Origin of the sequence: Azospirillum griseum (assembly GCF_003966125.1) — a bacterium.
In the GTDB taxonomy this organism is placed as follows: Bacteria; Pseudomonadota; Alphaproteobacteria; order Azospirillales; family Azospirillaceae; genus Azospirillum; species Azospirillum griseum.
The window spans coordinates 69,131-95,009 of the sequence record NZ_RXMA01000014.1 but is presented as its reverse complement, the minus strand read 5'-3'; the positions used below and the strand labels follow the sequence as shown (position 1 = coordinate 95,009).

The 25,879-nt window shown below is 64.8% G+C and carries 24 protein-coding genes; 7 read left to right on the top strand and 17 right to left on the bottom strand.

What is annotated here, in order from left to right:
• Positions 1 to 237: 237 nt before the first annotated feature.
• The 6 genes from qhpR to EJ903_RS15455 form a co-directional block, all read right to left on the bottom strand.
• Positions 238 to 1,314, bottom strand: coding sequence for an AraC-like transcriptional regulator QhpR (gene qhpR, locus EJ903_RS15480; protein ID WP_246015616.1), 1,077 nt, complete (start codon positions 1,312 to 1,314; stop codon positions 238 to 240).
• A gap of 105 nt (positions 1,315 to 1,419) precedes the next feature.
• Positions 1,420 to 2,748, bottom strand: coding sequence for an ATP-binding cassette domain-containing protein (locus tag EJ903_RS28110; RefSeq protein ID WP_126617014.1), 1,329 nt, complete (start codon positions 2,746 to 2,748; stop codon positions 1,420 to 1,422).
• Between the two features lie 5 nt (positions 2,749 to 2,753).
• Complete coding sequence (locus tag EJ903_RS15470; RefSeq protein WP_126617012.1) at positions 2,754 to 3,518, bottom strand: ABC transporter ATP-binding protein; 765 nt, start codon at positions 3,516 to 3,518, stop codon at positions 2,754 to 2,756.
• Positions 3,512 to 4,513 carry a branched-chain amino acid ABC transporter permease gene (locus tag EJ903_RS15465; protein ID WP_126617010.1) on the bottom strand — a complete coding sequence of 334 codons (1,002 nt, stop codon included), beginning with the start codon at positions 4,511 to 4,513 and terminating at the stop codon, positions 3,512 to 3,514. The genes EJ903_RS15470 and EJ903_RS15465 overlap by 7 nt, the downstream gene beginning before the upstream one ends.
• Before the next feature lie 3 nt (positions 4,514 to 4,516).
• On the bottom strand, positions 4,517 to 5,392 hold the full coding sequence (locus EJ903_RS15460; RefSeq protein ID WP_126617009.1) for a branched-chain amino acid ABC transporter permease: 876 nt from the start codon (positions 5,390 to 5,392) through the stop codon (positions 4,517 to 4,519).
• A 71-nt stretch (positions 5,393 to 5,463) separates the two neighbouring features.
• Positions 5,464 to 6,615 (bottom strand): ABC transporter substrate-binding protein, encoded by a 1,152-nt coding sequence (locus EJ903_RS15455; protein WP_126617007.1) that lies wholly within the window; start codon positions 6,613 to 6,615, stop codon positions 5,464 to 5,466.
• A 463-nt stretch (positions 6,616 to 7,078) separates the two neighbouring features.
• Here EJ903_RS15455 and EJ903_RS15450 point away from each other — a divergent pair, with 463 nt between their 5' ends.
• Entirely contained in the window at positions 7,079 to 7,597 is a 519-nt protein-coding gene (locus EJ903_RS15450) for a MarR family winged helix-turn-helix transcriptional regulator (RefSeq protein WP_126617005.1), read from the top strand.
• 5 nt (positions 7,598 to 7,602) lie between these two features.
• Here EJ903_RS15450 and EJ903_RS15445 read toward each other — a convergent pair whose 3' ends face one another.
• From EJ903_RS15445 to EJ903_RS15410, 8 genes are read right to left on the bottom strand one after another with little or no spacing between them, the layout of a single operon-like run.
• Complete coding sequence (locus EJ903_RS15445; protein ID WP_126617003.1) at positions 7,603 to 8,112, bottom strand: flavin reductase; 510 nt, start codon at positions 8,110 to 8,112, stop codon at positions 7,603 to 7,605.
• Positions 8,113 to 8,124: 12 nt separating this feature from the next.
• Positions 8,125 to 9,096: a PDR/VanB family oxidoreductase gene (locus tag EJ903_RS15440; protein WP_126617001.1), complete on the bottom strand. Its 972-nt coding sequence runs from the start codon at positions 9,094 to 9,096 to the stop codon at positions 8,125 to 8,127.
• A complete protein-coding gene (locus EJ903_RS15435; protein ID WP_126616999.1) occupies positions 9,093 to 9,854 on the bottom strand; it encodes an SDR family NAD(P)-dependent oxidoreductase in 762 nt (253 codons plus the stop codon). Before EJ903_RS15435 ends, EJ903_RS15440 begins: the two co-directional genes overlap by 4 nt.
• The gene (locus EJ903_RS15430; RefSeq protein WP_126616997.1) at positions 9,854 to 10,348 is read right to left on the bottom strand and encodes an aromatic-ring-hydroxylating dioxygenase subunit beta; all 495 of its coding nucleotides are present in this window, start codon (positions 10,346 to 10,348) and stop codon (positions 9,854 to 9,856) included. Before EJ903_RS15430 ends, EJ903_RS15435 begins: the two co-directional genes overlap by 1 nt.
• Positions 10,345 to 11,607 (bottom strand): aromatic ring-hydroxylating oxygenase subunit alpha, encoded by a 1,263-nt coding sequence (locus tag EJ903_RS15425; protein WP_126616995.1) that lies wholly within the window; start codon positions 11,605 to 11,607, stop codon positions 10,345 to 10,347. The genes EJ903_RS15430 and EJ903_RS15425 overlap by 4 nt, the downstream gene beginning before the upstream one ends.
• 31 nt (positions 11,608 to 11,638) lie before the next feature.
• Positions 11,639 to 12,004 (bottom strand): hypothetical protein, encoded by a 366-nt coding sequence (locus tag EJ903_RS15420; protein WP_126616993.1) that lies wholly within the window; start codon positions 12,002 to 12,004, stop codon positions 11,639 to 11,641.
• A gap of 59 nt (positions 12,005 to 12,063) precedes the next feature.
• A complete protein-coding gene (locus EJ903_RS15415; RefSeq protein WP_126616992.1) occupies positions 12,064 to 13,203 on the bottom strand; it encodes an acyl-CoA dehydrogenase family protein in 1,140 nt (379 codons plus the stop codon).
• 4 nt (positions 13,204 to 13,207) lie between these two features.
• A complete protein-coding gene (locus EJ903_RS15410; RefSeq protein ID WP_126616990.1) occupies positions 13,208 to 14,365 on the bottom strand; it encodes an amidase in 1,158 nt (385 codons plus the stop codon).
• A 489-nt stretch (positions 14,366 to 14,854) separates the two neighbouring features.
• Between EJ903_RS15410 and EJ903_RS15405 the strand changes: the two genes are divergently transcribed.
• A complete protein-coding gene (locus EJ903_RS15405) occupies positions 14,855 to 15,421 on the top strand; it encodes a nuclear transport factor 2 family protein (RefSeq protein WP_126616988.1) in 567 nt (188 codons plus the stop codon).
• 82 nt (positions 15,422 to 15,503) lie between these two features.
• Here the strand turns inward: EJ903_RS15405 and EJ903_RS15400 are convergent, their stop codons facing one another.
• The gene (locus EJ903_RS15400) at positions 15,504 to 16,424 is read right to left on the bottom strand and encodes a LysR family transcriptional regulator (RefSeq protein ID WP_126616986.1); all 921 of its coding nucleotides are present in this window, start codon (positions 16,422 to 16,424) and stop codon (positions 15,504 to 15,506) included.
• A gap of 261 nt (positions 16,425 to 16,685) precedes the next feature.
• Here EJ903_RS15400 and EJ903_RS15395 point away from each other — a divergent pair, with 261 nt between their 5' ends.
• The 4 genes from EJ903_RS15395 to EJ903_RS15380 all read left to right on the top strand — a co-directional run bounded on the left by EJ903_RS15395 (position 16,686) and on the right by EJ903_RS15380 (position 21,614).
• On the top strand, positions 16,686 to 17,753 hold the full coding sequence (locus EJ903_RS15395; protein ID WP_126616984.1) for a maleylacetate reductase: 1,068 nt from the start codon (positions 16,686 to 16,688) through the stop codon (positions 17,751 to 17,753).
• Positions 17,754 to 17,762: 9 nt separating this feature from the next.
• Positions 17,763 to 18,611 carry an intradiol ring-cleavage dioxygenase gene (locus EJ903_RS15390; protein WP_126616982.1) on the top strand — a complete coding sequence of 283 codons (849 nt, stop codon included), beginning with the start codon at positions 17,763 to 17,765 and terminating at the stop codon, positions 18,609 to 18,611.
• A gap of 18 nt (positions 18,612 to 18,629) precedes the next feature.
• Positions 18,630 to 20,138, top strand: a complete 1,509-nt coding sequence (locus EJ903_RS15385; protein WP_126616980.1) for an aldehyde dehydrogenase family protein — start codon at positions 18,630 to 18,632, stop codon at positions 20,136 to 20,138.
• A gap of 165 nt (positions 20,139 to 20,303) precedes the next feature.
• Complete coding sequence (locus EJ903_RS15380; RefSeq protein ID WP_342772175.1) at positions 20,304 to 21,614, top strand: methyl-accepting chemotaxis protein; 1,311 nt, start codon at positions 20,304 to 20,306, stop codon at positions 21,612 to 21,614.
• A 41-nt stretch (positions 21,615 to 21,655) separates the two neighbouring features.
• Here the strand turns inward: EJ903_RS15380 and EJ903_RS15375 are convergent, their stop codons facing one another.
• Positions 21,656 to 22,747, bottom strand: coding sequence for an AraC family transcriptional regulator (locus EJ903_RS15375; RefSeq protein WP_126616976.1), 1,092 nt, complete (start codon positions 22,745 to 22,747; stop codon positions 21,656 to 21,658).
• Between the two features lie 125 nt (positions 22,748 to 22,872).
• Here EJ903_RS15375 and EJ903_RS15370 point away from each other — a divergent pair, with 125 nt between their 5' ends.
• Positions 22,873 to 24,321 carry an APC family permease gene (locus EJ903_RS15370; protein ID WP_126616974.1) on the top strand — a complete coding sequence of 483 codons (1,449 nt, stop codon included), beginning with the start codon at positions 22,873 to 22,875 and terminating at the stop codon, positions 24,319 to 24,321.
• A gap of 163 nt (positions 24,322 to 24,484) precedes the next feature.
• Here the strand turns inward: EJ903_RS15370 and EJ903_RS15365 are convergent, their stop codons facing one another.
• The gene (locus EJ903_RS15365; protein WP_126616972.1) at positions 24,485 to 25,858 is read right to left on the bottom strand and encodes an alginate export family protein; all 1,374 of its coding nucleotides are present in this window, start codon (positions 25,856 to 25,858) and stop codon (positions 24,485 to 24,487) included.
• Positions 25,859 to 25,879 lie beyond the last annotated feature (21 nt).

Sequence of the window (25,879 nt, the reverse complement as noted above, 5' to 3'; positions counted from 1 at the left end):
CTGCGGCAAACCGGATAGCCGCTTCACTGCTGAGGCCGCCGACAGATCATCCGCCCAATCAAGATTTGGGAAATGGACCGAAACCGCTTGATCGAACAAATCATTCTTTTGATATTTCAGGTCACATGTCGATTTTGTGTTGCCCGTTCATCGTGCCAGCGAGCGGACGTGCGACCGCGATTTCGCCAACCGCGAGGGGGCATCACCGTGATGGGGAGGGTGGGGGCGCTTGCCTGGTCAGGTGGTTGGCGTTGGGATCGTTGCGTCCGATGACCGGCGGGCAGCCTGCTGCTGCTTGCGGTACATGGACGGCGTCATGCCGAACCAACGGCGGCAGGCGCGGGTGAAGCAGGCTCCGTCCGCGTAACCGAGAACATGGGCGATTTCCGTTATCGAAAGATCGGAATCGACGAGGTAATTCTCCGTCAGAGCGCGCCGCTTGTCCTGCTTGATCGTTGAAAAACTGCCGCCGGATTTGCGCAAGGCGCGTTGCAGGGTGCTGGTCGACAGGCCCAAGGATTGCGCCGTGGACGTCATGTTGAAACAACCGTCACCCGGAAAATGGTCGGAGGCCATGCGGCGGACCTTGTCCTCCACCGACCGCGCGGGCACGGCCCGTTCGCGCAGCATCCCGAGATAATGCTCCACAATGCCATAGACCCTGTGGTCCCCGCCGTTGCCGGACAAGGCCAGATCCTTGACCGGGAACATCAATTCGTTGGCGGGTTGGTTGAAGTACAGCGGGGCTTTGAAAAAGGCGTTGTGGGGTTGCAGATTGGCCGGGGCTGCGTGTTCGAAATGAACCTCCAACGGCCGCCACGCGGCCCCGGCCCGCGATCGCATCATCTCCACCACAATGGCCAGCGAGAATTCGGCGTCGTGGCGACGTGGAAAGATTCTTTTGTCCTCAATGCGGTATCGAAACACACACGTGTCGCCGTCGCGCGTCATGCGGCAACTTGTGCCCTGCTGAACCAGCCAATTGTAATCGATGAATCCTGTCAAGGCCGCGCCCAGGGTGGGGGCGCTGGTGAAGAGCAGCCCGACCGGGCCAAGCGTCAGCGGCGACAGATTCCGTGCGATGGACAAACCGAAATGGCTGTCGCCGACATAGGCCGCCGCCGCTTCGAACGCCGCCACATACTGGCGCAGGGGAATGTCCCGATAGGGATCCAGCGGCGTCGTCTCTGACAGCCCGAAGCGGTCGAGCAGCGCATCGGGCGCGCAGCCGCGCGCCTTCAACGCGTCGATCAGGCTTTGCGTCACCATCGCCCAGATCTTGGGTTCTTCGTCGGGGGGCGTGGTCTTCGGCATCGGTTGTGGGTATCGGTTGTGGGCGTCGTTCGGGACCTGCGGCTGGTTGACCATCCATATCAAATTCGTCCGCCCACGGCGTCCCCGAAAGCAGCCCCCCGGCGGCTACATGCCAAGATACGCGCGCCGGACCTCATCGTTCTTCAGCAAATCCCGGCCCGGTCCCTGCAAGGCAATCCGCCCGGATTCCATGACATAGGCGTGATCGGCGATGGACAGCGCCGCCCGCGCGTTCTGCTCCACCAGCAGAATGGTCATGCCCGCGTCCCGCAGCATGCGGACGATGCGGAAGATGTCGGCGACGATCAGCGGCGCCAGCCCCATGCTCGGCTCGTCGAGCAGCAGGAGTGTGGGTTTTCCCATCAGGGCGCGGCCCAAGGCGACCATCTGCTGCTGCCCTCCCGACAGGACGCCGGCGGGTTGGTCGCGCCGTTCGCGCAGGATCGGAAAGAGGGTGAACACCTCCTCCAAACGCTCACGGATCTCGTCGGTCGGGCGGGTGTAGGCCCCCATCCGCAGATTGTCCTCGATGGTCATCGGGGCGAACACATGCCGCCCCTCCGGCACCTGGCACAGACCGGCCCGCACCCGCGCGTCCGGGCGGGCGTCCGTGATCGGCTTTCCCTGCATCCGGACCGACCCGGCGGTGACGGGCTGCACCCCGGAGATGCAGCGCAGCAGGGTGGTCTTTCCCGCGCCGTTGGCACCGACCAACGCCACCAATTGCCCCGCCGCCACCTGGATGGACACGCCATGCAGCACCTGGATGCGGCTGTAGGCGCTGGTCAGCCCATCCACCGCCAGCAGCGCCTCGCCGGGGGCGGAGGGCGGTTTCAGGGCGATGGGGGCGTGGTCGGTCCGCGCCCCGAATCCTTCCGGCGACGGCAGCAATTGCGTGATCCGGGCGCGCAGGAGTGCCACGGTTTCCGCCGGATCGGCGTGATCCAGCGGGTCGCTGCGGGCGGCGAAGGCGGCGTCGATCGCCGTCCAATCCTCGGCGGTCAGCACCGCGCTGGCCAGGGGGAAGCAGTCCTCCTCCTCAACCCGCAAATGATCGTCCAGATGCTGGCGGAAATGACGGATCTCGGCGGCCAGATCGGTCAGATTTTTGACGTCATAACGGTTGGGGTTGCTGGCGAAATGGCGCAACCGGGCAAGGTGGCGGTGCGCGCCCTGATGCTCCTGGTCGAGGCGGTCGAGCATCGCCGTTCCCTGATCGCTGCGCGCGCGCATCCGCGCGAACAGCACGTCGGTTTCGCGGGCGTGATGGCAGTGGTCGCCGTAAGCCTCGAAATAGTCGGCGACCAGTTCGACGGTGTGGAGGCTGGCCTCGTCGGCCGAACCGGTGGCGAAGCGGTCGCCCAGAACCGACAAGGCCCCGGCGACCAGACGCATGTTGCGGTGTTCCGCCGCGATGATGGCAAGCGCGCGCATGGGGATCATTCCTCCTCGGTGTCGGCACCCAGATAGGCGGCGATCACATCCGGGTTTTCGCGAATGTCGGCGGGGGTTCCCTCGGCCAGACGACGGCCATAATTCAGAACCAGAATGCGGTCTGACACGCTCATCACCAGCTTCATGTCATGCTCGACCACCACCACGGTCAAGCCGGACCGGGCCAGCTCCGCCACCAGCGTTTGAACGCTGTGGGTTTCGGTGTGGTTCAACCCCGCCGCCGGTTCGTCCAAAAACAGGATCTTCGGGTCGGAGGCCAAGGCGCGGGCGATCTCCAACCGCTTCAGGGCACCATAGGGCATGGCGGCGGCGTCAGCGGTGATGAAGTCCCCACACCCCACCCGTTCCATCAGCGCGGCGGCCCGCTCGCGGCAAGCCCGGTCGGCGCGGGCCAGGCCCGGCCAGCGGAACATGCCCGCGAACATGCTGGCGTTCAGGGTCAGATGCGCGCCGACCATCACATTGTCGATGGCGCTGAGGTTCTTGCAGATTTGCAGGTTTTGAAAGGTGCGGCTCATACCCCGTCTGGCCAGCCGGTCCGGGGCCTGCCCGCTGATGTCCTGCCCTTCGAACCGGATGCTGCCGGAGGTCGGGGTGTACAGACCGGAAATCAGGTTGAACAGCGTCGTCTTGCCAGCGCCGTTCGGACCGATCACCGAATAGACGCAGCCCTGCGGAATGGTGAAGCTCACATCCTGGACCGCGTGAACCCCGCCGAACTGTTTGGACAGATTGGCAACCGTCAGCATGGCGCGTTCCCCTTGGTTCCAAAGCGGGTGGAGCGCAGGCGCGCGGTCAGGCTGGGCACGACGCCGCGCGGCAGGACGATCATCGTCACCACCATGATCAGGCCGAACAGGACCGAATCCCACCCTTCGTACCCGGCCAGGAGTTGCGGCAGCAGCCCCATGACCACCGCCCCGAAAATCGACCCGTAGATCGAGGCCATCCCGCCCAGCACCACGATGATGACCAGCTCCACCGATTGCAGAAAGCCCGCGATGCCTGGGTTGATGTAACCGGCATAGTGCGCCGACAGGCTGCCCATCACCGCCGCGACTGTGGCCGAGAGAACGAACACGCCGACCTTGCGGCGTCCCACATCGATGCCCGCCACAGACGCGGCGGTTTCCGATCCGTGCAGCGCCTGCAACGCCCGCCCGGCGGGGGAATCGATGAGGTTCTGCGCCAGGATCACGGTGCCGATCAGCAGCCCGCCAAACACCCAGTACCAGCGCCGCTCCCCGGACAGGGGGACGCCGAACAGGCTGAAGCTGTCCACCGCCATGCCGTCGGGACCACCGGTCCACGCCGTTTCGTTGCTCAGGACGATCGAGATGATGATGCCAAGCCCCAAGGTGGCCATGGCCAGATAATGGCCGCGCAGGCGCAGGATGACGCGCGCCACGCCCCAGGCGATCACCGCCGTCATCGCGGCGGCGGCCAGCAGCGCCCACAGGGGCGACCAGCCGAAATGTGCGGTCAGCACGGCGGACCCATAGGCCCCCAAACCAAAAAAGCCCGCATGGCCCAGGCTGATTTGCCCGGTGTAGCCCATCAGCAGATTGAGCGCGATGCCGTTCACCGCCAGGATGGCGATGCGGATCGCCACATCGACGTAAAAGGCGTTGGGCAGCGCCAGCGGCAGCAGCGCCACAACCGTGGTCAGCGTCGCCAGACCGATGAAACGTCCGGTGTTGGACCGGGCGGCGCGCGGCGCGGGTGATTGGGAAATCTGCGTCATGGGTCAGATCCGATCCGTCGGTTTGGTGCCCAGCAGCCCTTGCGGGCGCAGCACCAGAACGATGAACACCAGCACGAAGGGGACCGCATCCTTGTAGGCGGAGGAGATGTAACCGGCGGTCAACGCCTCGATCAGGCCAAGGAACAGCCCGCCAGCCACAGCGCCCGGCCCGCTGCCCAACCCGCCCAGCGTCGCCGCGACGAATCCTTTCAGCCCCAGCATCATGCCGGTGTCGTAGGCCACCGTTGAAATCGGCGTGATGAGCACCCCGCCCACAGCCCCGATGCCCGCCGACAGCACGAAGCTGAGCGTCAACACCCGACGCACGTCCACCCCCACCAGTTGCGCGGCCAGGCGGTCGTAGGCGGTCGCCAGCACCCCTTTGCCGATGCGGGTGCGGCCGAAGAACAGATTCAGCCCCAGCACGATCAACGCGCCGACCACCAGCACCCACAGGCTTTGCGGCAGGATGGTGGCCCCAAGGACCGTGATCGGCGCTTCGCCGGAAAAATGGGGCAGGGCGTGGGGGCGCTTGCCCAGCAGGATTTCCGTCAACCCCCGCAGGATCATCGACACGCCGATGGTGATGATGATGACGCTGGCGACCTCGGCGTCGCGCGCCGGGGCAACCGCCCACCGTTCGACCAGGCCCCCGACCAGCCCCGCGATCATCACCCCGGCGACGCAGGCCATCGGCAAGGGCACGCCCGTCGCCGACAGAAAGGAGGCCGCCATCCCACCCACCATGATGAACTCGCCCTGGGCGAAGTTGATGACGCCGCTGGCGTTGTAGATCATCGAAAACCCAAGCGCCGACAGCGTGTACATCGCGCCCAGCGTCACGCCGGACAGAATGAATTGAAGAAGCTCTGACAGCATGGAGCCTGTCTCCTCTCGGCGGTGTGCCGCCGTCCACTTGCCCGCGCACGGGGGAGGGCGGCGGCAGCGCGTCAGTTCGCGATCACGAAATTGCCGTTCTTGATCGTGACGATCTTCAAACCGGAGACATCCAGGCCCAGATGGTCCTGTGGGGTCATGTTGATGATGCCGGATGTGCCGGGAAGGCCCGCCGTGTTCTCGATGAACTCGCGAATCTTGACCTTGTCAAAGCTCTTGGCCTGCTTCACCGCGTTCGTCCAGATGAACCAGGCGTCGCGCGCGTAGGCTCCGAACGAGGACACATCGGTTTTGTAGCGGGCCTCATACTCCTCGACGTAATCAATGGAGAGCTGCTTTTGCGGGTCGCTGTCGGGCAGTTCGGCGGCGACCATCAGCACGGGGGCGGGCAGCCGCACCCCTTCGGCGGCCGGACCCGACAGGCGGATGTACTCCCGCGTCGCCACGCCGGAGGTCTGGTAATGCGGCAGATCGATGCCCAGCTGCGCGACGTTCTTGGTGACGACCACCGCCCCTTGCCCGAAGGTGACGACGAACAGGGCCTGGACGTTGGGGGTGTTCTTGATCTTGGCCAATTGGGCGGTGACGTCCGTGTCCTTGGGGTTGAACGTCTCATCCACCGCGATGGTGATGCCAACCTTCTGGGCGACGTTCTGCATCTCCTTGCGGGCGGATTGCCCGAAGCCGCTGGTGTCCGACAGCATGGCGATGGTTTTGTAACCCTTCGCCTTCATGTCCAGCATCACCCGCTGACCAACCATCCGGTCATGGTGGGCGGCCTTGAACATCCAGTGTTTGACCGGCTCAACGATCACCAGGGCACCGGCCAGCGAGATGAACGGGATCTGCGCCCGTTCGATCAGCGGGTACATCGCCATGCTGGCCCCGGTCGTGGTTCCGCCGATCAGCATGTCCACCTTGTCGTCTTCGATCAGGCGCTTGACCAGGACGTTGGCCTTGCCGGGTTCGCTGCCATCGTCGTAATGGACCAAGGCAACCGGACGGCCCAGGAGGCCGCCCGCCTTGTTGGTCTGTTCGACCATCATTTCCAGGGTCTTCAGCTCGGGATCCCCCAAGCTCGACGCCCCGCCGGTCAAGGACAGGACGGATCCCACCTTCACCGGGTCCGCCGCCAACGCCGTCGCGGCCAACGCGCCGAGTCCCAGCGCGCAGGCGATTCCCATCATCGTGTTGAAGAGGCGCATAACTGTCTTGTCTCCCTGTCGAGGGTGTCCGGAAGTCTCTGTTCGCGCGATGTGCGATCAAAAGGTGCGGTTGTTGTTTTGAATGCACCTTCAGCCGTCCACCGAATCGCCGCCGTTTGCCAAGTGCCCTGTTCGCACGGACTCGGAGGTCGTTGATCGGTAAAAGAATAAAAAGATGCAACAGCTCACGACATAAAATTTAAGATAAATAAAAGCCGCGCCATAATAATATATCTTTACTCCTGTGTCTAAATAAAATATTCGGACTGTGTGTTGAAATGTGATGGTGATTTATTCTGTGATCTGTGTCCATTCTTTAAGCATAATGCTTATTATCAGACTTGCCTCCTCGTTCCGTTTCGTTTATTCAGGCTTTGATTGTGCGTGGAAGCCGTGCGCGTGACCGAAGAGCGCGCCCCAGGTGCTTGCCGCGAACAGCGGCGTTTCTGATGAAGGGCATTGCATGACCAAGTCTGATCCAGGGGCGACCCCCGAGGCCCCCGCCGAGATCCTCCCCGAGATCCCCGTCGAGGATGGCGGCAAATTCACCCGAAAGCGCATGCGGCGGAATTGGCCGTTCTATTGGATTTCCCGCGTGAACGCGCGCTACGTGCAGGTTCTGGAAACGCGGTTGAAGCCGATCAACCTCGACATGCCGCGTTGGCGCGTGTTGATGTCCCTGCACGAGGACGAGCATCTGAGCGTCTCCGAAATTGCGGAGTTCAGCGTGTTGAAACTCAACACGGCCACGAAGATCGTGCAGCGGATGCTGGCCGATGGGTTGGTGGTGACACGGACCAGCCCGGTGGACGCGCGGGCGACGGAGGTCAGCCTGACGCCGCACGGGGATCGGATGCGCCAACTCGCCATGGTCGAGGCGGACCGCATTCTGGCCAGCTCCTTTCTCGACATCCCGCCGGAGGACATCGCCACGCTCAACACCCTTCTGCAAAAGGTGTTCAACCAGCTTGGGGAGATGTGACCGGCTCATTCCGCCGCCTTCAGCGTGTGGAACCCCCGGCCGAACCAGATCAGCCCCTCGTCGGGACCGTCGCTGAGGGTGGTGGAGCGGACCTCGCAAAACAGCACGCTGTGTGTGCCTTTGCGTTGGTGATCGACGATCCGGCAATCGAAGGACGCCGACGCGTCGGACAGCACCGGGGCACCGGTGTCGCGGGTGATCCAGGTCGCCTTGGCGAAGCGGTCTTCCCCGGTCCAGCGGGCAAAGGCGCGGGACAACTCCGTGTGAGCGCTGTTCAGCACGTTCACGCACAAGACTCCGTTGTCCAGGAACGCGTCGTGGGAAAAGGCGTTGCTGTTGATGCACACCAGCAGGGTGGGCGGGCTGTCCGTCACCGAACAGACGGCGGACACGGTCAACCCGTGCCGACCGGACGGGCCATCGGTGGTGACAAGGTTTACGGCAGCGCCAAGGCGGCTCATGCCGCCGCGAAAGGCCAGCGCTTCGGGCGGCAGGGCGGGGGAGGGGGTGGTCATGGCGCTTCCTCTTCAGATGTCCAGAATCAGGGTTTTGGACCGCGCGCGGGAGCAGCAAACGCACAGCATTGTGCCCTCCGCGCGCTCCTCGTCCGTCAGGAACCGGTCGCGGTGGTCCGGTGTGCCGTCCAGAATGTCGGTCACGCAGGTGCCGCAGACGCCCTCTTCGCATTTGACCGTGATCGACACGCCGACCCGGGCCAGCGCCTTGGCGATGGTGTCCTCCGGCCCAACGCTGACGGTGACGCCGGAGCGCCGCGCCGTCACTTCGAAGCGGTCGCCCGAAACATCGACCTCGGCGGAAAAATACTCGCGGTGGATGTTGCCGGGGGCATGGCCTGCCGTGGTCGCCGCGCCGATCACCCACTCCATGAATCCCGCCGGGCCGCAGACGTAGAGATGGGTGTCGGCGCTTGGCGGCGGCAGGTCGCGGGCGGGATCCAGCCGCTGCGCCGGATCCCGATCGTCGTGGTGGAACACCACCCGATCCGCCCAAGGGGCGACGGCGATCACGTCGCGGAACGCGGTGGCGCTGTCGGATCGGGTGCAGTAATGCACGACAAAATCGCGGCCCAGCCGGTGCAGCCGTTGGGCCATGGCCAGCATCGGGGTGATCCCGATTCCGCCGCCAAACAGAACCGTCTGTGCGGCGTCTTCGGTCAGGGCGAAATGGTTGCGGGGACCGTCAATCGTGAAGCGCGCGCCCACCACGGCCAGCCGGTGCAGCGCTTCGGACCCGCCCCGGCTGTTCGGGGCGCGCAGGACGCCGATTTCGTAATGATCGGTCTGGGCCGGATCGGAGCAGAGCGAATATTGACGCCACAGATCCAGATCGCCGTCCTGCAACCGGACATCGATGTGCGCGCCCGCCGTAAAGGGGGGCAACGGCGCGCCATCCGCTGCGGCGAGCTTCACCCGCAGGATGTTGCCCGGTTCCTCGATCCGTTCGATGACGGTCAGGGTGTGCTTGGGCGTGTCGTTCATCGCATGTAAATCCCCCCGTTGACGTCCCAGCAGGCCCCGGTGACGAAACCGGAGTCCGGCTTGGCCAGAAGCGTGACGAGATCGGCGACGAAGTCCGGGTTGCCCAGCGTCCCGACCGGGATCCCAGCCAGCGCCATCGGCAACCGGTCGGGCGTGAGCACCGCGCGAACCGCCGGGGTGTCCATCGGCCCCGGCGCGATGGCGTTGCAGGTGACGCCGAACGGGGCCAGATCGCGGGCGAACACCTTGGTCAAGGTCAGGATGGCCCCCTTCGAGGCGGCGTAATGCGCGCCCGTCGCGGTGCCGCCGTTCTGCCCGGCCAGGGACGCCATGTTGATGAGGCGGCCATAACCGCGCTGTTTGAAATGGCGGCCAAAGATCTGACACCCGGCGAAGGTTCCGCCGGCGTTGGTCGCCATCACGGCGTTGAACTCGTCCAGCCCGATGTCCAACACCGGTTTCACCACGGTGCGGGCGGCGTTGTTGACCAACACCTCGACGCTTCCCCAACGTTCGACACAGCGGTCCAGGACCCGTTGAAAATCCTCGGGCTTGGACACATCCAGCGTGGCCGCCATGGCGGTTTCCCCGGCCAGATCCAGCTCTTGCGCCAACCGTTCGGCGGGGGCGGAAATCAGGTCGGTGATGACGACGCGGAAGCCCGCGCGGTGCAGCGCCTTGACGGTGAGCGCGCCCAGGCCGCTCGCGCCGCCCGTCACCACGGCCGTCTGAAGGGTTTCAGGATGCGGGGCGGCCATCAGAACAGATAGCTGAACGCCGTCAGCTCCCCATCCGAATTGAGCAGCCGCGCCACCTTGTGGCGGATGCGCAGCGCGCCATCGACGCGCACCAGCGTGTAGGTGAGATTCGCCGCATAAACGCGCTGGCGACCGAACTTGTTTTCAATGACATGCTCGGCGCAACGCAGGATGATCTCCTCCTCCGTCGCGCTGTGCAGGACAAAGCGGGAAACGGTGCGGACGGTGTTGGCCGGGGGGGCCGAGGAAATGGAAAACCCCTGTTGGAAGCGTTCGATCCGCAGCTTGCGCATCTTGGCGTCGTCGAAACAGATGTTGAGCTGGTCCTCGTAATCCTCGCCGGGGGCCATCGGCACGACGTAACGCCCGTCTGTGGTCCACAGCGCCAGCCAGGCGTCATACTCGCAACGGTCGAGGATCTCGGCCTCGCGCCAGACGAACTCAGCCAACTCGTGCAGGCTGACGCGGGTGTCGCTCATGGTGATCGTGCTCATCGGCTCATCATCCTCTTCCACATCTGGTAGGCGGCGCGCATCCCGGTTTCCGCGCTGAAATGCCCACGCGGCCCATCGGTGCCCGGCACCTCGTCCACCAACCCACGGTTCACCAGGATCGGCAGTTCCTTGCCGCCCAGCGTGCCGCGCTGAACCCGTTCCCAGACTTCGGCGTCATCGGGGGTGCCGAAGCCCATCGGACCCTGGAAATGCTCCTGCAAGCGCATCTTCATCCGGTTGGCGGCGACGGGGCCGCCGTCCATGCCCAGGCAGACGTGACGGATCGCGGTGTCGCGCACGTTCAGCGGCCGCAGGACGCGGAAGAAGGACAGCGACAGCGAGACGTTGGGGAACAGGTTCAGATTGAAACCGGCCCCGCCGGTGGCGCGCACGATCCGGCGCACCTTGTCCTCGCTGAATCCCTCGTCGCGCAGGGTTTGCGCCAGCTCCTGATAACGCTCGGGGATCGGCTCATCGAGATTGGCGTCGAGGTCGATCAGTTCGGGGATCATGACCGCCACCGAATGACCGTTGCCGAGATCCTCGACAAAGCCCTCCTTGTCGAAGAAGGAGAAGGTGTTGGTGGCTTCCGCGTCCAACGTCTGGATGAAGGACTTGTGCACGACCGGGAAGTGATAGGCGTCCGTGGTGTTTTCGAGCTGGATTTTCCAGTTCATCGGCACGGTGAACTGATGCTCGCCCAGCACCTTGACCGGATAGCCGCCGCCCTGTTTCATGAACAGGTCAATCCATTTCGTCGCTGGGCCGAGGAAATCGACCAGCGGTTCGATCTCGGGGGCAAGCGTGGCGAAAATCATGTTCTGGTAGGATTCGGTGCGCAGGGCCTTCATTCCCAGCGACGCCTTGTCGAAATCCTCGCCATATTGTTCGGGGTAGGGCACGGCGCGCAGGGAGCCATCCAAACCGTAACCCCAACCATGATACGGGCATTGGAAGGAGGAGGTCTTGCCCTTCTTCACCTCGCACACCGTGGCGGCGCGGTGACGGCAGCGGTTGACCAGGACGTTGATGTCGCCCTTGCGGTCGCGCACCACGATCACCGGCTGGCGGCCAACCCAGGACAGAATGAAGGACCCCTTTTCCGGCACTTCCGAACCATGGGCGACGAACACCCAGGTGCGCCCGAAAATCTTGTCCATTTCCTCTTCGAAAAGGGCGGCGTCTTCGTACAGGGGGGTTTGCACCCGATCATGCTCAACAAGCTCTTCCGGTCGAACCGGCGCGTTGGCGACAGACATGGGGGAGTCCTTTCGGGCTTGCCGCGTGGGATCAGAGTTCAGGGGCGGGCAGCGGACGGCCCAAGCGGGCTTCGACCCGCATGTACCGCCACAGGCGGTGGCCCTGATCGCCGACCTCGATCGTGCGGAACAGGTTGCAGGCGGCCACGACCGCGTCGCGATCGGGAAAATCCGCCATCACGTAGCAGGTCCAGGGGAAACCGGTGGGCGACGTGCCGACCATGGTTTCGTCGTCATCGAAGGTGCCGAGCACCGTGACGCCGGGCATCGTGTGGACGGTGGTGAGAAACCGCTTGGTCGCGGCCCACACCGGGCCGATCTGATCAAAGGGCAGGTCGAAGAAAGTCTGTTGCACGGCGATGCACAACAGGGTGCGGATCGGCTTCGGGTCCGTCATCGTCTGGATCCACTTGGCTTGAAGGTTGTGGTGTGCGGGGGGGGAGAGCGGGCGGCGGCTCAGGGAAAGCCGGGGGCGGCGGGCTGGTTCAACAGAACCGCCCCGGCCATCTGCCAGCTTCCGGCCCCGATGAAGGCGTGCTGGGCCACGCACGCGGCGTCGATCATGCAGCGCCCCAGCGGGTGGCTGCTGTTCATGGAGTCCGACCCGCCCAGCACGAAGGCGAGGCGGGCGGCTTCGGCCCCATCCTCGGCGGCTTTCGAGGCGACCTGGCGCAGGCGGATCAACGTGGCCCGATCCACCTCGCCCTTGGTCAGCATCTGCTCCCACCCCTGTTCGATGGCGTCATAGAAGGCCGCGCGGGCACCGAGCAGCAGACCTTCGGCACGGGCGAAGCCCGTCTGGACATAGCCGCGCTCGGCGGGGCTGGGCGCGCCGGTGATCGAGGCGCGGCCCACCGCGTCGTCCCGCAACCAGTCCAGCGCCGCCCGCGCCGTGCCCAGCGCGACCACGGCGAGAACCTGGGCCGCGAGCGCCATCGCCGGGTAGCGGAAGATGGCGTCGTCCATTGATGGCGCGCCGCCCCGGATGAACACCCAATCTTCGGGAACCACAACCCGATCCGCCGTCACCTCGTGGCTGCCGGTGGCGCGCAGGCCGATGGTGTCCCACGTCTCGTGAACCGTCACGTTGGCGCGTGGGGTCACGGCGGTGCGGGGAAGAGGGCTGCTTTCCCCGTCCACCTTGATGCCCGCGCCAACGAGCGAGGCCCCCATGACGCCCGAACACCAGGGCCAGCGGCCCGACAGTTCCAGCCCCCCTGCCACCTTGCGGGTGGCCTGCGGCGGGTACATCGCCCCGGCGAACACGGTGTCGGGATCCGTCCCATAGATCGCCGCGTAGGTGTCCTTTGGCAGGGCGGCGAGGTAGGTGGTGGAGACGCCGAAGCTGGCCACCCATCCCGCCGATGCGTCCGCCGTGGAAATCTCCTCGATCAGGCGGCAGAACTCCGCCGGTGATCGTGCATCGCCGCCAAAACGGGTGGGAACGAAGGCGCGGTAGACCCCAACCTCCTGAAACTTGCGCACGATGTCCATGGGGATGTGGCGCAGCGCCTGGAAGTCGTTCCGGCGCGCGCGGATCTCGGCTTTGAGGCTGTCGAGCGTGGTTGCGGCGACGGGGGTTGTGGAAGCGCTCATGGGCTTAGTCCTTGGCCTGGAATGTGGGAGCCGCCGCGCTGAACCAGCTTGCAACCGCGCAAAGCTGGGGGTCCTCAAACGCGCGCCCGACGATGTGGAGTCCGGTCGGAAGACCGGCGTCGTCGGTCGCCGGCAGAACGATGGCGGGGTGCCCCGACAGGTTGAAGGGGCGCAGATAGCGGGTCAGCGGCAGAACGCGTTGCGGGTCCTGCGCCTCGTCCAGTCTGGGCGGGGGGATTGGCAAGGCGGGGGTGATCAGACCGTCATGGTCTTGAAGGACGGCGTTCACCTCGGCGGTGAAGCGGGTGCGGATGCCCTCGGCCCAGGCCACATCATCGTCCGTCACCGTCGCGGCGGTCCGCAGGCGGGCGAGCACATCCTCTCCCAGCGGCGCGTGTTCCGCCAACAGATGCCCGAACGCCCAATGGGTTTCCCGCGCGATGATGATCATTCCGGCCCGGAACGCGTCGTCCAGCAGTGGCAACGCCACATCAGTCACGGCGATGTCCGGCCCGATCAGCGGATCGCTCCACGCCGCAGGTGGATGGCCGTTGGCAAGGCGCAGACGCGCGACGCGCGGGGGCGTGTCGAGACGGGGGGCGGGGACGAAACTGGGATCCATGGCCGCCATCGCCTGCTCCAGCCTGTCCATGCGGCGGGCCAGCGGCCCGATGCAGTCGAGCGAGCTTCGGCTTGGCGAGGCACCGGAGCGGTCGATGCGGCCGAAGGTCGGTTTCAGGCCGATCACACCGCAGCACACCGCCGGTTGGCGGATGGACCCGCCGGTGTCGGTGCCGATGGCGGCATCGACCAGCCCGGCGGCCACCGCAACCGCCGATCCGGAGGAGGAGCCGCCGGGAATGAGGTAGGGCCATCGCGGATTCACCGGGGTTCCCGCATGGGCGTTGATCCCGGTCATGCCGTAGGCCAACTCATGCATCGTGGTTTTGCCAACGATCCGGCAACCCGACGCGAGCAGATGGGCAATGACGGTGGCGTGCTGCCGCGCCGGTGGCGCGTTGTCAAAGGCGGCGGAGCCGCAGCGTGTGGGATGCCCGGCGATGTCGATGCAATCCTTGACCGCGACCGTCAGCCCCTGCGCGGAACCCAGATCGAGGGTTTCCGTGAAGATCGACCCGTGAATGTCTTGCGCCTGTGTCATGGCTGTCCGTTCCGGTGAGATCGGGGGGATTGGGCCGCGCTGCGGTCTATTGCGTGAAAATTACCGTAATTTGGGTAATCGTCAATATCATTTGTGGAGCAATCAGAAAAATAATTCTTTTGTATCAATGGCTTAATTTGAGACGCAAGCAGGGTGCGCCGCCTTTCACAGGCGGATGAGGCGCGATTCCGGTCGTTGAGCGCGAGGCGTTTGGCTGTGTGTCAAACGTGACAATAACATGATTTTTCACGCAATGCTTTTGCGATGCTCGCAAAAGTCCTTTTCAAATGCTGCCAAGCTGGCCCGCATCTGCGAAGCCTTCGGATTCGCACGCATTTTTCCAAAAGCCGCCGGGGTGGGGAGAATTTACGTGAATATTACCGCTTGACCATCCGCCACCGCCCGGTACCGTGATCGCGATCCCGACGGTTGCGCGCGCCACGCAGCCCCCCGCCGGGAATCCTTCCCGGAAAGGTGACGATCACAGCCATGACACACGCGACTGATATTGCGGCGTTGGTTCGACGCATCGAAATTTTGGAAGCCGAAGCCGACATCCGTCGGGTTGAGGCCCGCTACATGTTCCTGTGCGACACGCCCATTCCCGAATTCGGTGTGGTTGACGATCAGCAGCGCATCGAACTCATTCTGGAACTGTACACGGAAGATGCGGTCTGGGAGGGGGTTGGGGAGTATTACACCAACCAGTTTGGCCGCTTGGAAGGCAAGGCGGCGCTGCGCCAGCATTTTCAGAATTTCTGGGGCAGCCGCCGCGATCCGGCGCTCATCCTCAACTGCCATTACCTGACTTCCGAACAGATTCATGTTCATGAGGATGGCCGCACCGCCGATGCCCAATGGGTCCACATGCAGCCCTGGCTGTTCTCGGACGGGACGGCGCTGCTGCGGTCTTCGCGCCTGAACAACGGGTTCCGCAAGGAACCGGATGGCAAATGGCGCCTCACACGCACCCGGACGGAAAATGTCTTCGTGGCCCCGCTGCCGCCGACCTGGGCATCGCATTACCCGTCCAAATCGGTTCTGATGCAGCCGTAACGGTTCCGCCATCGCACGTCTGCGCCAACCGAAGCGGTGTGCGGCGGGGGCGTGCGGTGGTCAGGTGTCGGTCAGGTGATGGTCAGGTCAGGGCCTCCCACTCGGCCTCGAAGTTGTTTTGGGCGAAATGCTCGACCAGGGCGTTGATGAACAGCCGGGTTCGGGCGGGCAGGTGGGTGCGGGACGGAAAGACCAGATTCATGACGAGGCGCGGCAACTCCCAGTCCGGCAGAACGCGGACCAGTCGGCCCGCCTTCAGGTCGGCGTGCAGGATGTAGGCCGGTTGAATGAGGATGCCCAACCCCTCCAAGGCCGCTTGCCGCAGGATCTGGCCATCGTTGCACACCAATTCCCCGGTGACGGGGATGCGGACCACCTCGCCGTTGCGCGCCAGATTCAGGTGATCCGGGTCGTTGGCCAGGGAATAGAGCAGAAGATCATGCGCCGCCAAATCCTTTGGCTCGGCCGGCGTTCCCCGGCGGTCCAGATAGGCCGGTGACGCGGCGATCAGCCGCCGGGTTTCGGCGAGCTTGCGGATGGTGACGCTGCTGTCCACCTCCGACCGGCGGGTCCGGATGGCCAGGTCAAGGCCGTTTTCCACCAGATCATAATAGCGGTTGGACACCTGAAGATCGATGCGGACCAGCGGATATTGCGCCTTGAACGCCTGGATGACGGGCGTCAGGTGCAGCATCGAAAAGGACAGGGATGCGCCGATGCGCAGGGTGCCGCGCGGCTGCGCCACCACCACGCTGACGCTGGCCTCGGCCTCGCGCAGATTGGCCAGGATGTCCCGTGCGCTGGCGGCGAAGCTTTCACCCTCCGGTGTCAGGTAAAGCTGTCGGGTCGTGCGCTGGACCAGACGCACGCCTAGGCGGTTTTCCAGGCTGGTCAAATGCCGACTGACGCCGGACACCGACATGCCAAGGCTGTCCGCCGCCCGTGTCAGATTGGCCTCCTCCGCGATCCTGGTGAACACCTCAAGTTCGGTGAGCCGATCCATTCTTGCGGCCTCCTGCGCGTCAATACGGTAACTTTCATCTTTTTGGCCGGTTTGACAAGTGGCGCTTTGCCAGAATCGCAACGGCATTGTTGCAGAAATTGGAAGGCTGTTTCTCAAATTACGTGATTTATACCGTAAAGATTTGGTGCAAACCTCGGATCATCCGTTCCCGCTCCAGTCTGCGTTCGCCACATCGTGATGCAGCGCATCGGACTGTGTCCGATGAACAGCAAACGGCCCCCTTACACGCAGAGCAATGACATGAAAGCGCGCCACTTCACCTATGTCAGCCATCCCGCCCGGGTGATCTTCGGGTCGGGAACGGTCGGCCAATTGCCGGACGAGGTGGATCGTCTGAACGCCCAACGGGCGCTGATCCTGTCCACGGCGGCGCAACAGGGCGATGCCGAGGCTTTGGCGGATCGGCTGGGGCCGCGCGTGGCCGGAATTTTTCCCGGAGCGGTCATGCACACGCCGGTCGAGGTCAGCGTCTTGGCGACGGAGCGGGCGCGGGAGCTGGGGGCCGATGTGCTCGTCGCGCTGGGGGGCGGATCGACCACCGGATTGGCCAAGGCGATCGCGCTGCGCACTGATCTGCCGCAGATCATCCTGCCCACCACCTACGCCGGGTCGGAGATGACTCCGATCCTGGGTGAAACCAGCGACGGCCAGAAGCGGACGCAGTCGTCGCCGAAGGTCCTGCCCGAAGTGGTGATCTATGACGTGGATCTGACGCTCGGGCTGCCGGTCGGCTTGTCGGGGACCAGCGGCATCAACGCCATCGCCCACGCGGTGGAAGCGCTGTACGCCCGCGACCGCAACCCGGTGATCGAGGCGTTGGCGATCGAGGCGATCGGGGCGCTGGCGCGGGCGCTGCCCCGGATCGTCGCCGCTCCCCGCGACCCGGCCGCCCGCAGCGAGGCGCTTTATGGTGCGTGGCTCTGCGGCGTCTGCCTGGGGTCCGTCGGCATGGCCCTGCACCACAAGCTGTGCCACACGCTGGGCGGCAGCTTCGATCTGCCCCATGCGGAAACCCACACGGTCGTGCTGCCGCACGCCCTGGCCTACAACGCGCCCGCCATCCCCGATGCGATGGCGGCGTTGGTCCGCGTCCTCGGTCCGGACCCGGCTGCCGCGCTGTTCGCGCTTGGCCGCAAGGTTGGTGCGCCCGCCGGGCTGGCCGCGCTGGGCATGCCGACCGATGGCGTGGACCGTGCCGTCGATCTGGCGCTGTCAAACCCCTATTGGAATCCGCAACCTTTGGAACGCGCGGGTCTGCGAGACCTGATCGCCCGCGCCTGCGATGGCGGGCCTCCGCGTTCGCTGTGAGGAGGAGTCATGTCGAGCTATTTTTCGGCAACCCGTTCGGTCGAGACGGTCAACGGCCGCATCGGCGCAGACACCGACCCGCGTTTGCGGCGAATCATGACATCGCTTGTCACCCATCTGCATGGCTTCGTCAAAGAGGTCGAACTGACCGAAGCGGAGTGGGAACAGGCCATCGCCTTCCTGACCCGCACCGGGCAAATGTGCAGCGACACCCGGCAGGAGTTCATCCTGCTGTCGGACGTCCTGGGTGTGTCGATGCTGGTCGATGCGATCAACCACCAGGCCCCGGGCGGAGCCACCGAAAGCACGGTGCTCGGCCCCTTCCACGTCGACGGTGCCCCCCACCGCGCGCCGGGTGAGACCATCAGTCTGGATGGCAAGGGCGAGGCCTGCCTGTTCCGGGGCCGTGTTCTGGATCTGGATGGCGCGCCCATCGCAAACGCTCTGTTGGACGTGTGGTCGGACAACGCCGATGGATTCTATGACGTCCAGCAGCCGGGCCTTCAGCCGCCCTTCAACAACCGGGGTGTTTTCCGAACGGACGCAGAGGGGTGTTATGCCTTTCGCGGCGTCAAACCGGTGTCCTACCCCATCCCCGCCGACGGCCCGGTCGGGTGGATGCTGGCCGCGCTGGGGCGTCATCCCTGGCGTCCGGCGCACCTGCATGTCCTCATCACCGCCCCCGGTTTTGACCGCCTGATCACGCATCTGTTCGTGGCGGGCGACCGCTACCTCCAGTCCGACGCCGTGTTCGGTGTCAAGGAAGCCCTGATCGTGGCGTTCCAACCGGTGGATGGGCCGAACGAGCGCTGGTTGGTGGAGCATGACTTCGTCTTGGCGCGCCCGCTGGCGCACTGACAAAAACAGGGAGACATCATGAAGATCGCACCGCCCGACAGCGTCGTGGAGCGGGTTCTGCCTTCGGTCGAGGCGTTCCTGACGGCCCCTTTGATGGTGATTGGCCGGGAGTTCGTTCCGGCGGCCAGCGGCAACACCTACACGGTGTTCAACCCGGCGACCGGCAAACCTCTGGCCCAGGTTCCCGCCGCCGCTTCCGAAGATGTGGAGCGCGCGGTTGCGGCGGCGCGCGCGGCGTTTGCCGGTCCGTGGGGGCGCCTGCCGCCGGTTCAACGCCAGGCGGTCATGTTGAGGCTGGCCGATCTGATCGAGGAGCATGGCGAGGAGCTGGCGCAGCTTGAAACGCTGAACAACGGCAAATCGATCACGCTGTCGCGGCTGGTCGAGGTGCAGTCCTCGGTCGAGTATGTCCGTTACATGGCCGGATGGGCGACGAAGATCGAAGGCTCCACCCTGGATGTTTCGATCCCGATTCCGCCGGGGATGCGCTATCAGGCCTTCACCCGCAAGGAGCCGGTGGGCGTCGTCGCCGCAATCACACCCTGGAACTTCCCCCTGACGATGGCGTGCTGGAAGGTGGCTCCGGCGCTGGCGGCGGGGTGCACGGTGGTGCTGAAACCGGCAGAGGAAACGCCGCTGACCTCCATCCGTCTGGCCCAGCTCTGTCTGGAGGCCGGGATACCCGAAGGGGTGGTCAACGTCATCACCGGTTTGGGCGAGGACGCGGGTGCGCCGCTTGTTGCCCATCCCGGCGTGTCGAAGATCAGCTTCACCGGATCGACCGAGACCGGAAAGCGGATCGGGATCCAGGCCATGCGCGACATGAAGCGGGTGACGTTGGAGTTGGGCGGCAAGGCGCCGATGTTGATGTTCGACGACATGGACCTGGATCTTCTGGGTGTTGCGGCGGGCGTCGGCTCCTTCTTCAACACCGGGCAGACCTGCTGCGCGGGCGTGCGCATCTACGCGCAAAAGGGCATCCATGACCGGGTGCTGGACACCCTGTCCGCCGTGACCCGTCGGTTGTCCATCGGTTCGGGGCTTGATCCGCGCAACCAGATCAACCCGTTGGTGTCGGCCCGCCACAAGGCCCATGTCCAGGCGTGCATCGCGCGCGGCGTGGCGGATGGTGCCCGCCCGGTCATCGCGGGCAGCGCACCGGACGAAGGGTACTACGTCGCCCCCGAACTCTTCACCGACGTGCGTCAGGACATGGCGCTGATGCAGGACGAGGTGTTCGGCCCGGTCATCACCGTCACCCCCTTCCACGACGAGGATGAGGCGATCCGTCTGGCCAACGACACCCGCTATGGTCTGGGTGCGTCGATCTGGACCGGCAACCTCAACACCGTGATGCGCTGTGTGCCGCAGATCCAGGCCGGAACGGTTTGGGTGAACAGCCACAATCTGCCCGACCAAAACATGCCGTTCGGCGGTTTCAAGCAGTCGGGCATTGGCCGGGAGCACGGGCGCGGGGCGCTGGACAATTATCTGGAAACCAAGTCCGTTTGCGTCGCCTTCCGTTGATCGGGTGCGGGCCAGCCGTTGGGCTTGCCCGCTCCGCGCCCGGATCGGTCATGGTTGGGCGACATCAAACGGAAACCCTGTCCGGTCCGGTGGCGGGTGGGGGACGTCCCGGCTTCCGCCATCCGATGGGGTTCGTGGTTTTCAGGCAATCGCTTCATCGCAGGAATGGCGGACATGTTGGACGGGTTGAGCGGGGGACGACCGGGAGGGTGGCGGTTTCGGAGGCATCTGGTCCGGCGGATTTTTGACGCGTCACCCGACGGGTACATGCTGATGCACAGGGACGTGATCGTGGATTGCAACCGGGCGGCGGCGCGGATGCTGGGCTATGGCGATCCCCGCGACCTGATCGGCCTGTTGCCCGACGCTTTTGATCCCGAATTCCAACCCAACGGGCAGCGGTCCGCCGATCTCAGCGACAGGATTGTCGAACGCGTGCAGCGCAACGGCCATGACCGTTTTGAATGGCAGCACAGGCGCAAAGACGGCAGCGCGCTGAATGTTTCCGTCACCTTGATGGTCTTTGAAATCGCCGGTTATCCGGTGTGGCTGGTGTTCTATCAGGACATTGGCGCGCTGGTCGCGGCACGGGAGGCGGAGCGGCGCAGCCAGCAGGCGTTCGCCGATCGGTTGCGCGACCTGTCCAGCGCCTTCAGCGCCAACATCCGCAGCGTTGAGGGTGCCTTGCAGGACACCGTGGGGGGCACGGCGGCCGAAGCGGCCCGTGTGCGCGACATGGCCGTGACCGTGAGCCAACTGGCGCAGGACGGGGCCGAGGCGGTGCGCCAGGCCAACGGCGCGGCGGATGGAGTGGCGGCGGCGGCCAGCGAACTGTCCGCCTCGATCTCGGAAATCAGCCGTCAACTGGTGGCGGGGCTGAACGTGACCGAGCGCACGGTCGGACAGGCCGACCATGCGGAGCGCATCATGGCGCGTTTGGACGCGACCGCGCAGCGCATCGAGGGCATCGTCCACCTGATCCGCAGCATCGCCGGTCAAACGAATCTCCTGGCCCTGAACGCCACGATCGAAGCCGCCCGCGCGGGCGAGTCGGGGCGGGGGTTTGCCGTGGTGGCGACGGAGGTCAAGGCGCTGGCCGGTCAAACGGCGCGCGCCACGGAGGAGATCAGCGCGGAAGTCACCCGCATCCAGGAGGTGGCGCGCGACGCCTCGGCATCGACCGGAGCCATGGCCACGGCCATCGGGTCGTTGGGGCAGGTGATGAGCGCCATCGCCGCCGCCGTCGAACAACAGCGCGCCGCGACCGAAGAGATCGCGCGTGGCATCCAGCAGGCCGCTGACCAAACGGGAGACGCCGCCGGCCGGATCGGGGCCTGCGCGTCGTTGGTGAACGCGACGCGCGACGCCGTGGGGGGGCTTTTGGACGGCGTGTCCGAGGTGAAGGACAAGGCCGATGCGCTGGGCCACCACACCGACGCCTTCATGCGCGCGCTGACCACCGGTGCGCAACAGTGAGGCCGCGAGGTCCTGGTGGGGATCATGGGGTGGCGGCGGGGTTATTCCGCTGCGGTCGGCGGGTCGTCCGGGGTGTCGGGTTTGTGGTCGCCGATCAGGGCGGCGTGCCGCCGGAACGCGCTCGGTTCCTCTCCGGTCCAGTTGCGGAACGCGCGCCAGAACGCGGTTTCGTCGGCGTAGCCAAGGGCGTTGGCGACGTCCGTGACCCGCGCGCCCTTTTGCGAGAGATAGACCTTGGCCATTTGCTGGCGATGGTGCGCCAGAAGCTCGCGAAGACTGGTCCCTTCTTCGGTCAGTCGGCGTTGCAGGTTGCGTGGAGACATCCGCAAATCGCGGGCGAGCACCGGCAGCGTGACCGGTTTTTGACCAAGATACAGACCGATCAAGGCGCGCACCCGGTCGGTGATGGTGTCATCCTCGTTCGCTTCGCCGATCAGGTCGGCGATGTGATGCTCCAGTATCGTGGTCAGGCCACGGTCTTCGGTGCGAAAGACCCGCTCACTGTCGGTGCGGCGCATGACGAAGCGGTTGCCCGATTGGCGGAACAGCACGGGCGCGCGGAAGACGCGCTGCAACAGCGAGGTGTCCCCCTCCTCCCCATGCTCGAAATGCACCTCCACCGGACGCCAATCCGACGCGAAGCAGGAGCGGACCAACTGGCAATTGGAGACCATCGTGAATTCCGCATCCTGCCGACGGGGCCAGAGCGTCAGGTCGGTGATGCGGTAGCTCCAGACCAGATCCTCCCCCATTTCGAACAGCGAGGATTGGGTTCCACCCTGCAACGCCTTCACGTTCCTCGACAGACGTTCAAACCCCACCTTGAGGGTGGGAGATAGCGAGAACAGAACGCCCATCGGTCCCATATCCGCCGGGCGGAGTTTCAAGCCGAGGCGAACGCCGAGATTCGGTTCGTTCAGCCCGTGGGCAGCGCTTTCGAACAATCTGATATAGTGCGCCAGTGGGACCACCGAATAGGGGTCCGAAAGGATCGCGCGCGTCAACCCATGTTTGGTCAAGAAATGAGCGACATCGCCTCCGGATTGGGCAAGATGCTCAAACAATGGCGCGAGCGCGGACGCGCGAATGACCGCGCCTCTCTGGGGTGGCGGGGGAGGAACGGGGGGTGCCATGCGACCAGGCTCCATCGCGCAAACTGGCGCATATTATCGGAATAATGGCGCGGAATACAATGGGTGAGGCGGGAAATCCGGTCATAGTTCAGGGACAAAAAAATCCTACACAGGGGGTTGGTCTCATGTCGTTTGACGCAACCGCGCGGGCACCCGAGGGTGAGCGCCTGTCACGCAACTCCATCGGGCTTTTGCACATTGTGTTCTTTGTCGTCGCCGCCGCCGCGCCCTTGACCGCCGTCGTCGGGGCGTCGCCCGCCGCCTTCGCGTTCGGCAACGGGGCGGGAGTGCCCGGGGCCTTTGTGCTGGCGGGTCTTCTCTACATCATGTTTTCGGCGGGCTTCACCGCCATGAGCCACCATGTCGGCGGCACCGGAGCCTTTTACGTGTACATCGCGCAAGGTCTTGGCCGACAGATGGCGGTGGCCGGAGCGCTGATTTCGTTGCTGACCTACAGTTCGGTCCAGATCGCGGTCTACGCGCTGTCCGGCGTGTTCATGGCGGGGACCATGGAGGGGTTTGGCGTTGCGGCACCCTGGTATGTCTGGTCCTTTGCCCAGCTTCTTCTGGTCCATCTGGCCGGGCAGCGCAACATCGCCTTTTCCGGCAAGATCCTTGGTGTGGCGATGATTTTGGAATTTGTCGTCCTGCTGCTGCTCGACCTGGGGATCCTGTTCCAAGGCGGCGGCCCCGAGGGTTTGACCCTGAACAATTTCGCGCCGTCGGTGGTGTTCGGACCGGGGTTGGGGATTGCGCTGGTTTTCGTGATCGGCTCCTTCATCGGCTTTGAATCGACGGCGATCTTTGGTGAGGAGGCCCGCAACCCCACCGTCACCATCCCCCGCGCAACCTATGTGGCGGTGCTGCTGATCACGCTGTTCTACGCTTTTTCGACCTGGGCGATCGCCCAACATTATGGCTTCTCCCACATCCAGCAGGAGGCCATGAACAACAAGGAAGCGCTTTATTTCGTCGCGGCCGAGAAGGTTCTGGGCGGTTGGTCCGTCGCCTTGATGAACGGCCTGCTGGCCCTGTCCTTCTTCGCCTGCGTCCTGTCCTTTCACAACACGCTCAACCGTTATTTCTTCGCGCTGGGCCGTGAAGGTGTCGCGTGGCATGGGCTGGCCAGAATCCATCCGGTCCATGGGTCGCCCTGGGTTGCCGGCAACCTTCAATCCCTGTCGGCGGCGTCGATCCTGCTGGCCTTCCTTCTGGTGGGGGCGGATGGTTTCGCGGTGGTCTTTTCCTGGATGTCGGCGTTGGCGGTGCTGGGCATTCTGGCGGTGCAGGCGCTGGTGTCCTTGGCGATCATCCGCTATTTCTCCCGCCGCCATGGTCATGAGCACAGCCCGCTGGTGACGCGAATCCTGCCCTTTGTGTCGCTGGTTGGTCTGGCGGGGGCCTTTGTTCTGGTGGCGGCGAATCTTGAACTGCTGACCGGCAGCGACAGCCACATCGTGCAGGCCTTCCCCGTTCTGGTTCTGGCCGTTGGTCTGGGCGGTTTGGCGCTCGCCCGTGTCATCCGCCTGCGCAAGCCGGAGCTGTACGACAATCTCGGCAAGGTTTTCGAGTAGCGGACAACGGCGGTTGCGGTTTGACAGGGATCGCCCGAATTCAGGGGGCCTGCACGCCGCACCACCACAGCGTTGCCGGACGCATGGGAATGGGACGATGGGCGGTATTGTTCACACCGCCCATCATCCTGTTTCAGTCGTCCTTATGAACACCCGACCTGGGTCAGAAGGTGATGATCGCGGTGACTTCGGCCAGCGTGGTGTCCTTGCGCCCCCCCAACTGCTGGCGCCCCCCTTCACCGGCGAAGAATTTGCCAACCGCGCCGCTGACCAGAAGGTTCGGTGTGGCTTGCCAATCGACGGCGAGGTTCAGTTCGTTGCCGAAATCGTTGGACCGCACGCCGACCGGCTTCTCGTTGAAGCGGAAATTGTAGAACAGCCCGGTCAGCGTCACCGTTTCCGAGGGCTGCACCGCCAGCTGAACGGTGTTGACCGACAGGTTGGAGTTCACGTTCGGGAAATACTGCCCGGCGATTTCACCCTGCAGCCAAGTGCCCCAACGCGGGAAACCCAGATGCAGCGGGTCGAACGCCTCGTTCTTTGTGGTCCCGGCCTTGTCGCCGCTGAAGCGGCTGAAACGGTAGCTCAAGCGGGGCGTCCAGGGCAGATCCGACAGGGTGTAGGCGGCCTCGCCGTACCAGGCGTTCGCGTCGAGGTTGGCGTTTGACCGGGTGTTGCGCTCCTTCACATACTCCGCCGACAGGCTCAGGTCGGGAAGATTCGGCACAAAGGCCCCCTGCGCGCGCAGGCTGGCGATGCGCATGCCGTTGCGGGAGGCGAGCCGGGAGTCGGTGATGGTCATGTAGGAGCCGCCGACCACCAGCTTGCCGTCCGCCCCGCCGCGCCATTCCAGATTTCCACCATGGATGACGTCGGAAAAGCTGTTCTTGTCGCTTTTCAGGCGGAACAGATCCAGATGGACCGGTTTGACGTCCACCCGCGCCACGGCGCTGGACAGTCCCCAGCCACGGCGCGGACCCAGCCAATAGGCCCCCATCCGCCCGGAGTCGAAGGTGCCGTCGCCGATGATGAAGCCGTCGCCGATCATGAAGGGTTGACGGCCGACGGTGATGTCGATGGCGTTGTCGCCCAGGCTGGGGAACAGGCTTCCCGATTTCCAGCCGAGGAACAGGTTGTCGACGTCAAAACGGCCTTGCCGACCCTGCACATTGCCACCGGCGTCGCCGTCGCCCCGCGTTCCGCTGCCGACGATGCGGAAACCGGTGTAGAGGGCACCGGCCGACTCCGTGGCGACGGTCACTTTGCCGCTGGGCGCGATGAACGCCTCCATCCAGGAGCGATTTTGCTGCACCCGACCGTCGGGGGTGCGGACGCCCGCCCCCAGATTGGCGTTGCCGACGCTCAACGCCGCAAGCCCGGCGGTCAACCCGCCTTCGACGGTCACGTTGTCCTGTTCCAGCAGGGTGACGTCCGCCTGGGCGGTGTGCGGCAGGCCGAGCAGGGCGGTGCTGATGAGGCACAGGGCTTTGAGCAGGCGCGCGCCGGGGTACGGCGCGACGCGGGACGCGTTGCACATGGAAACCTCGTCTGTTCGATG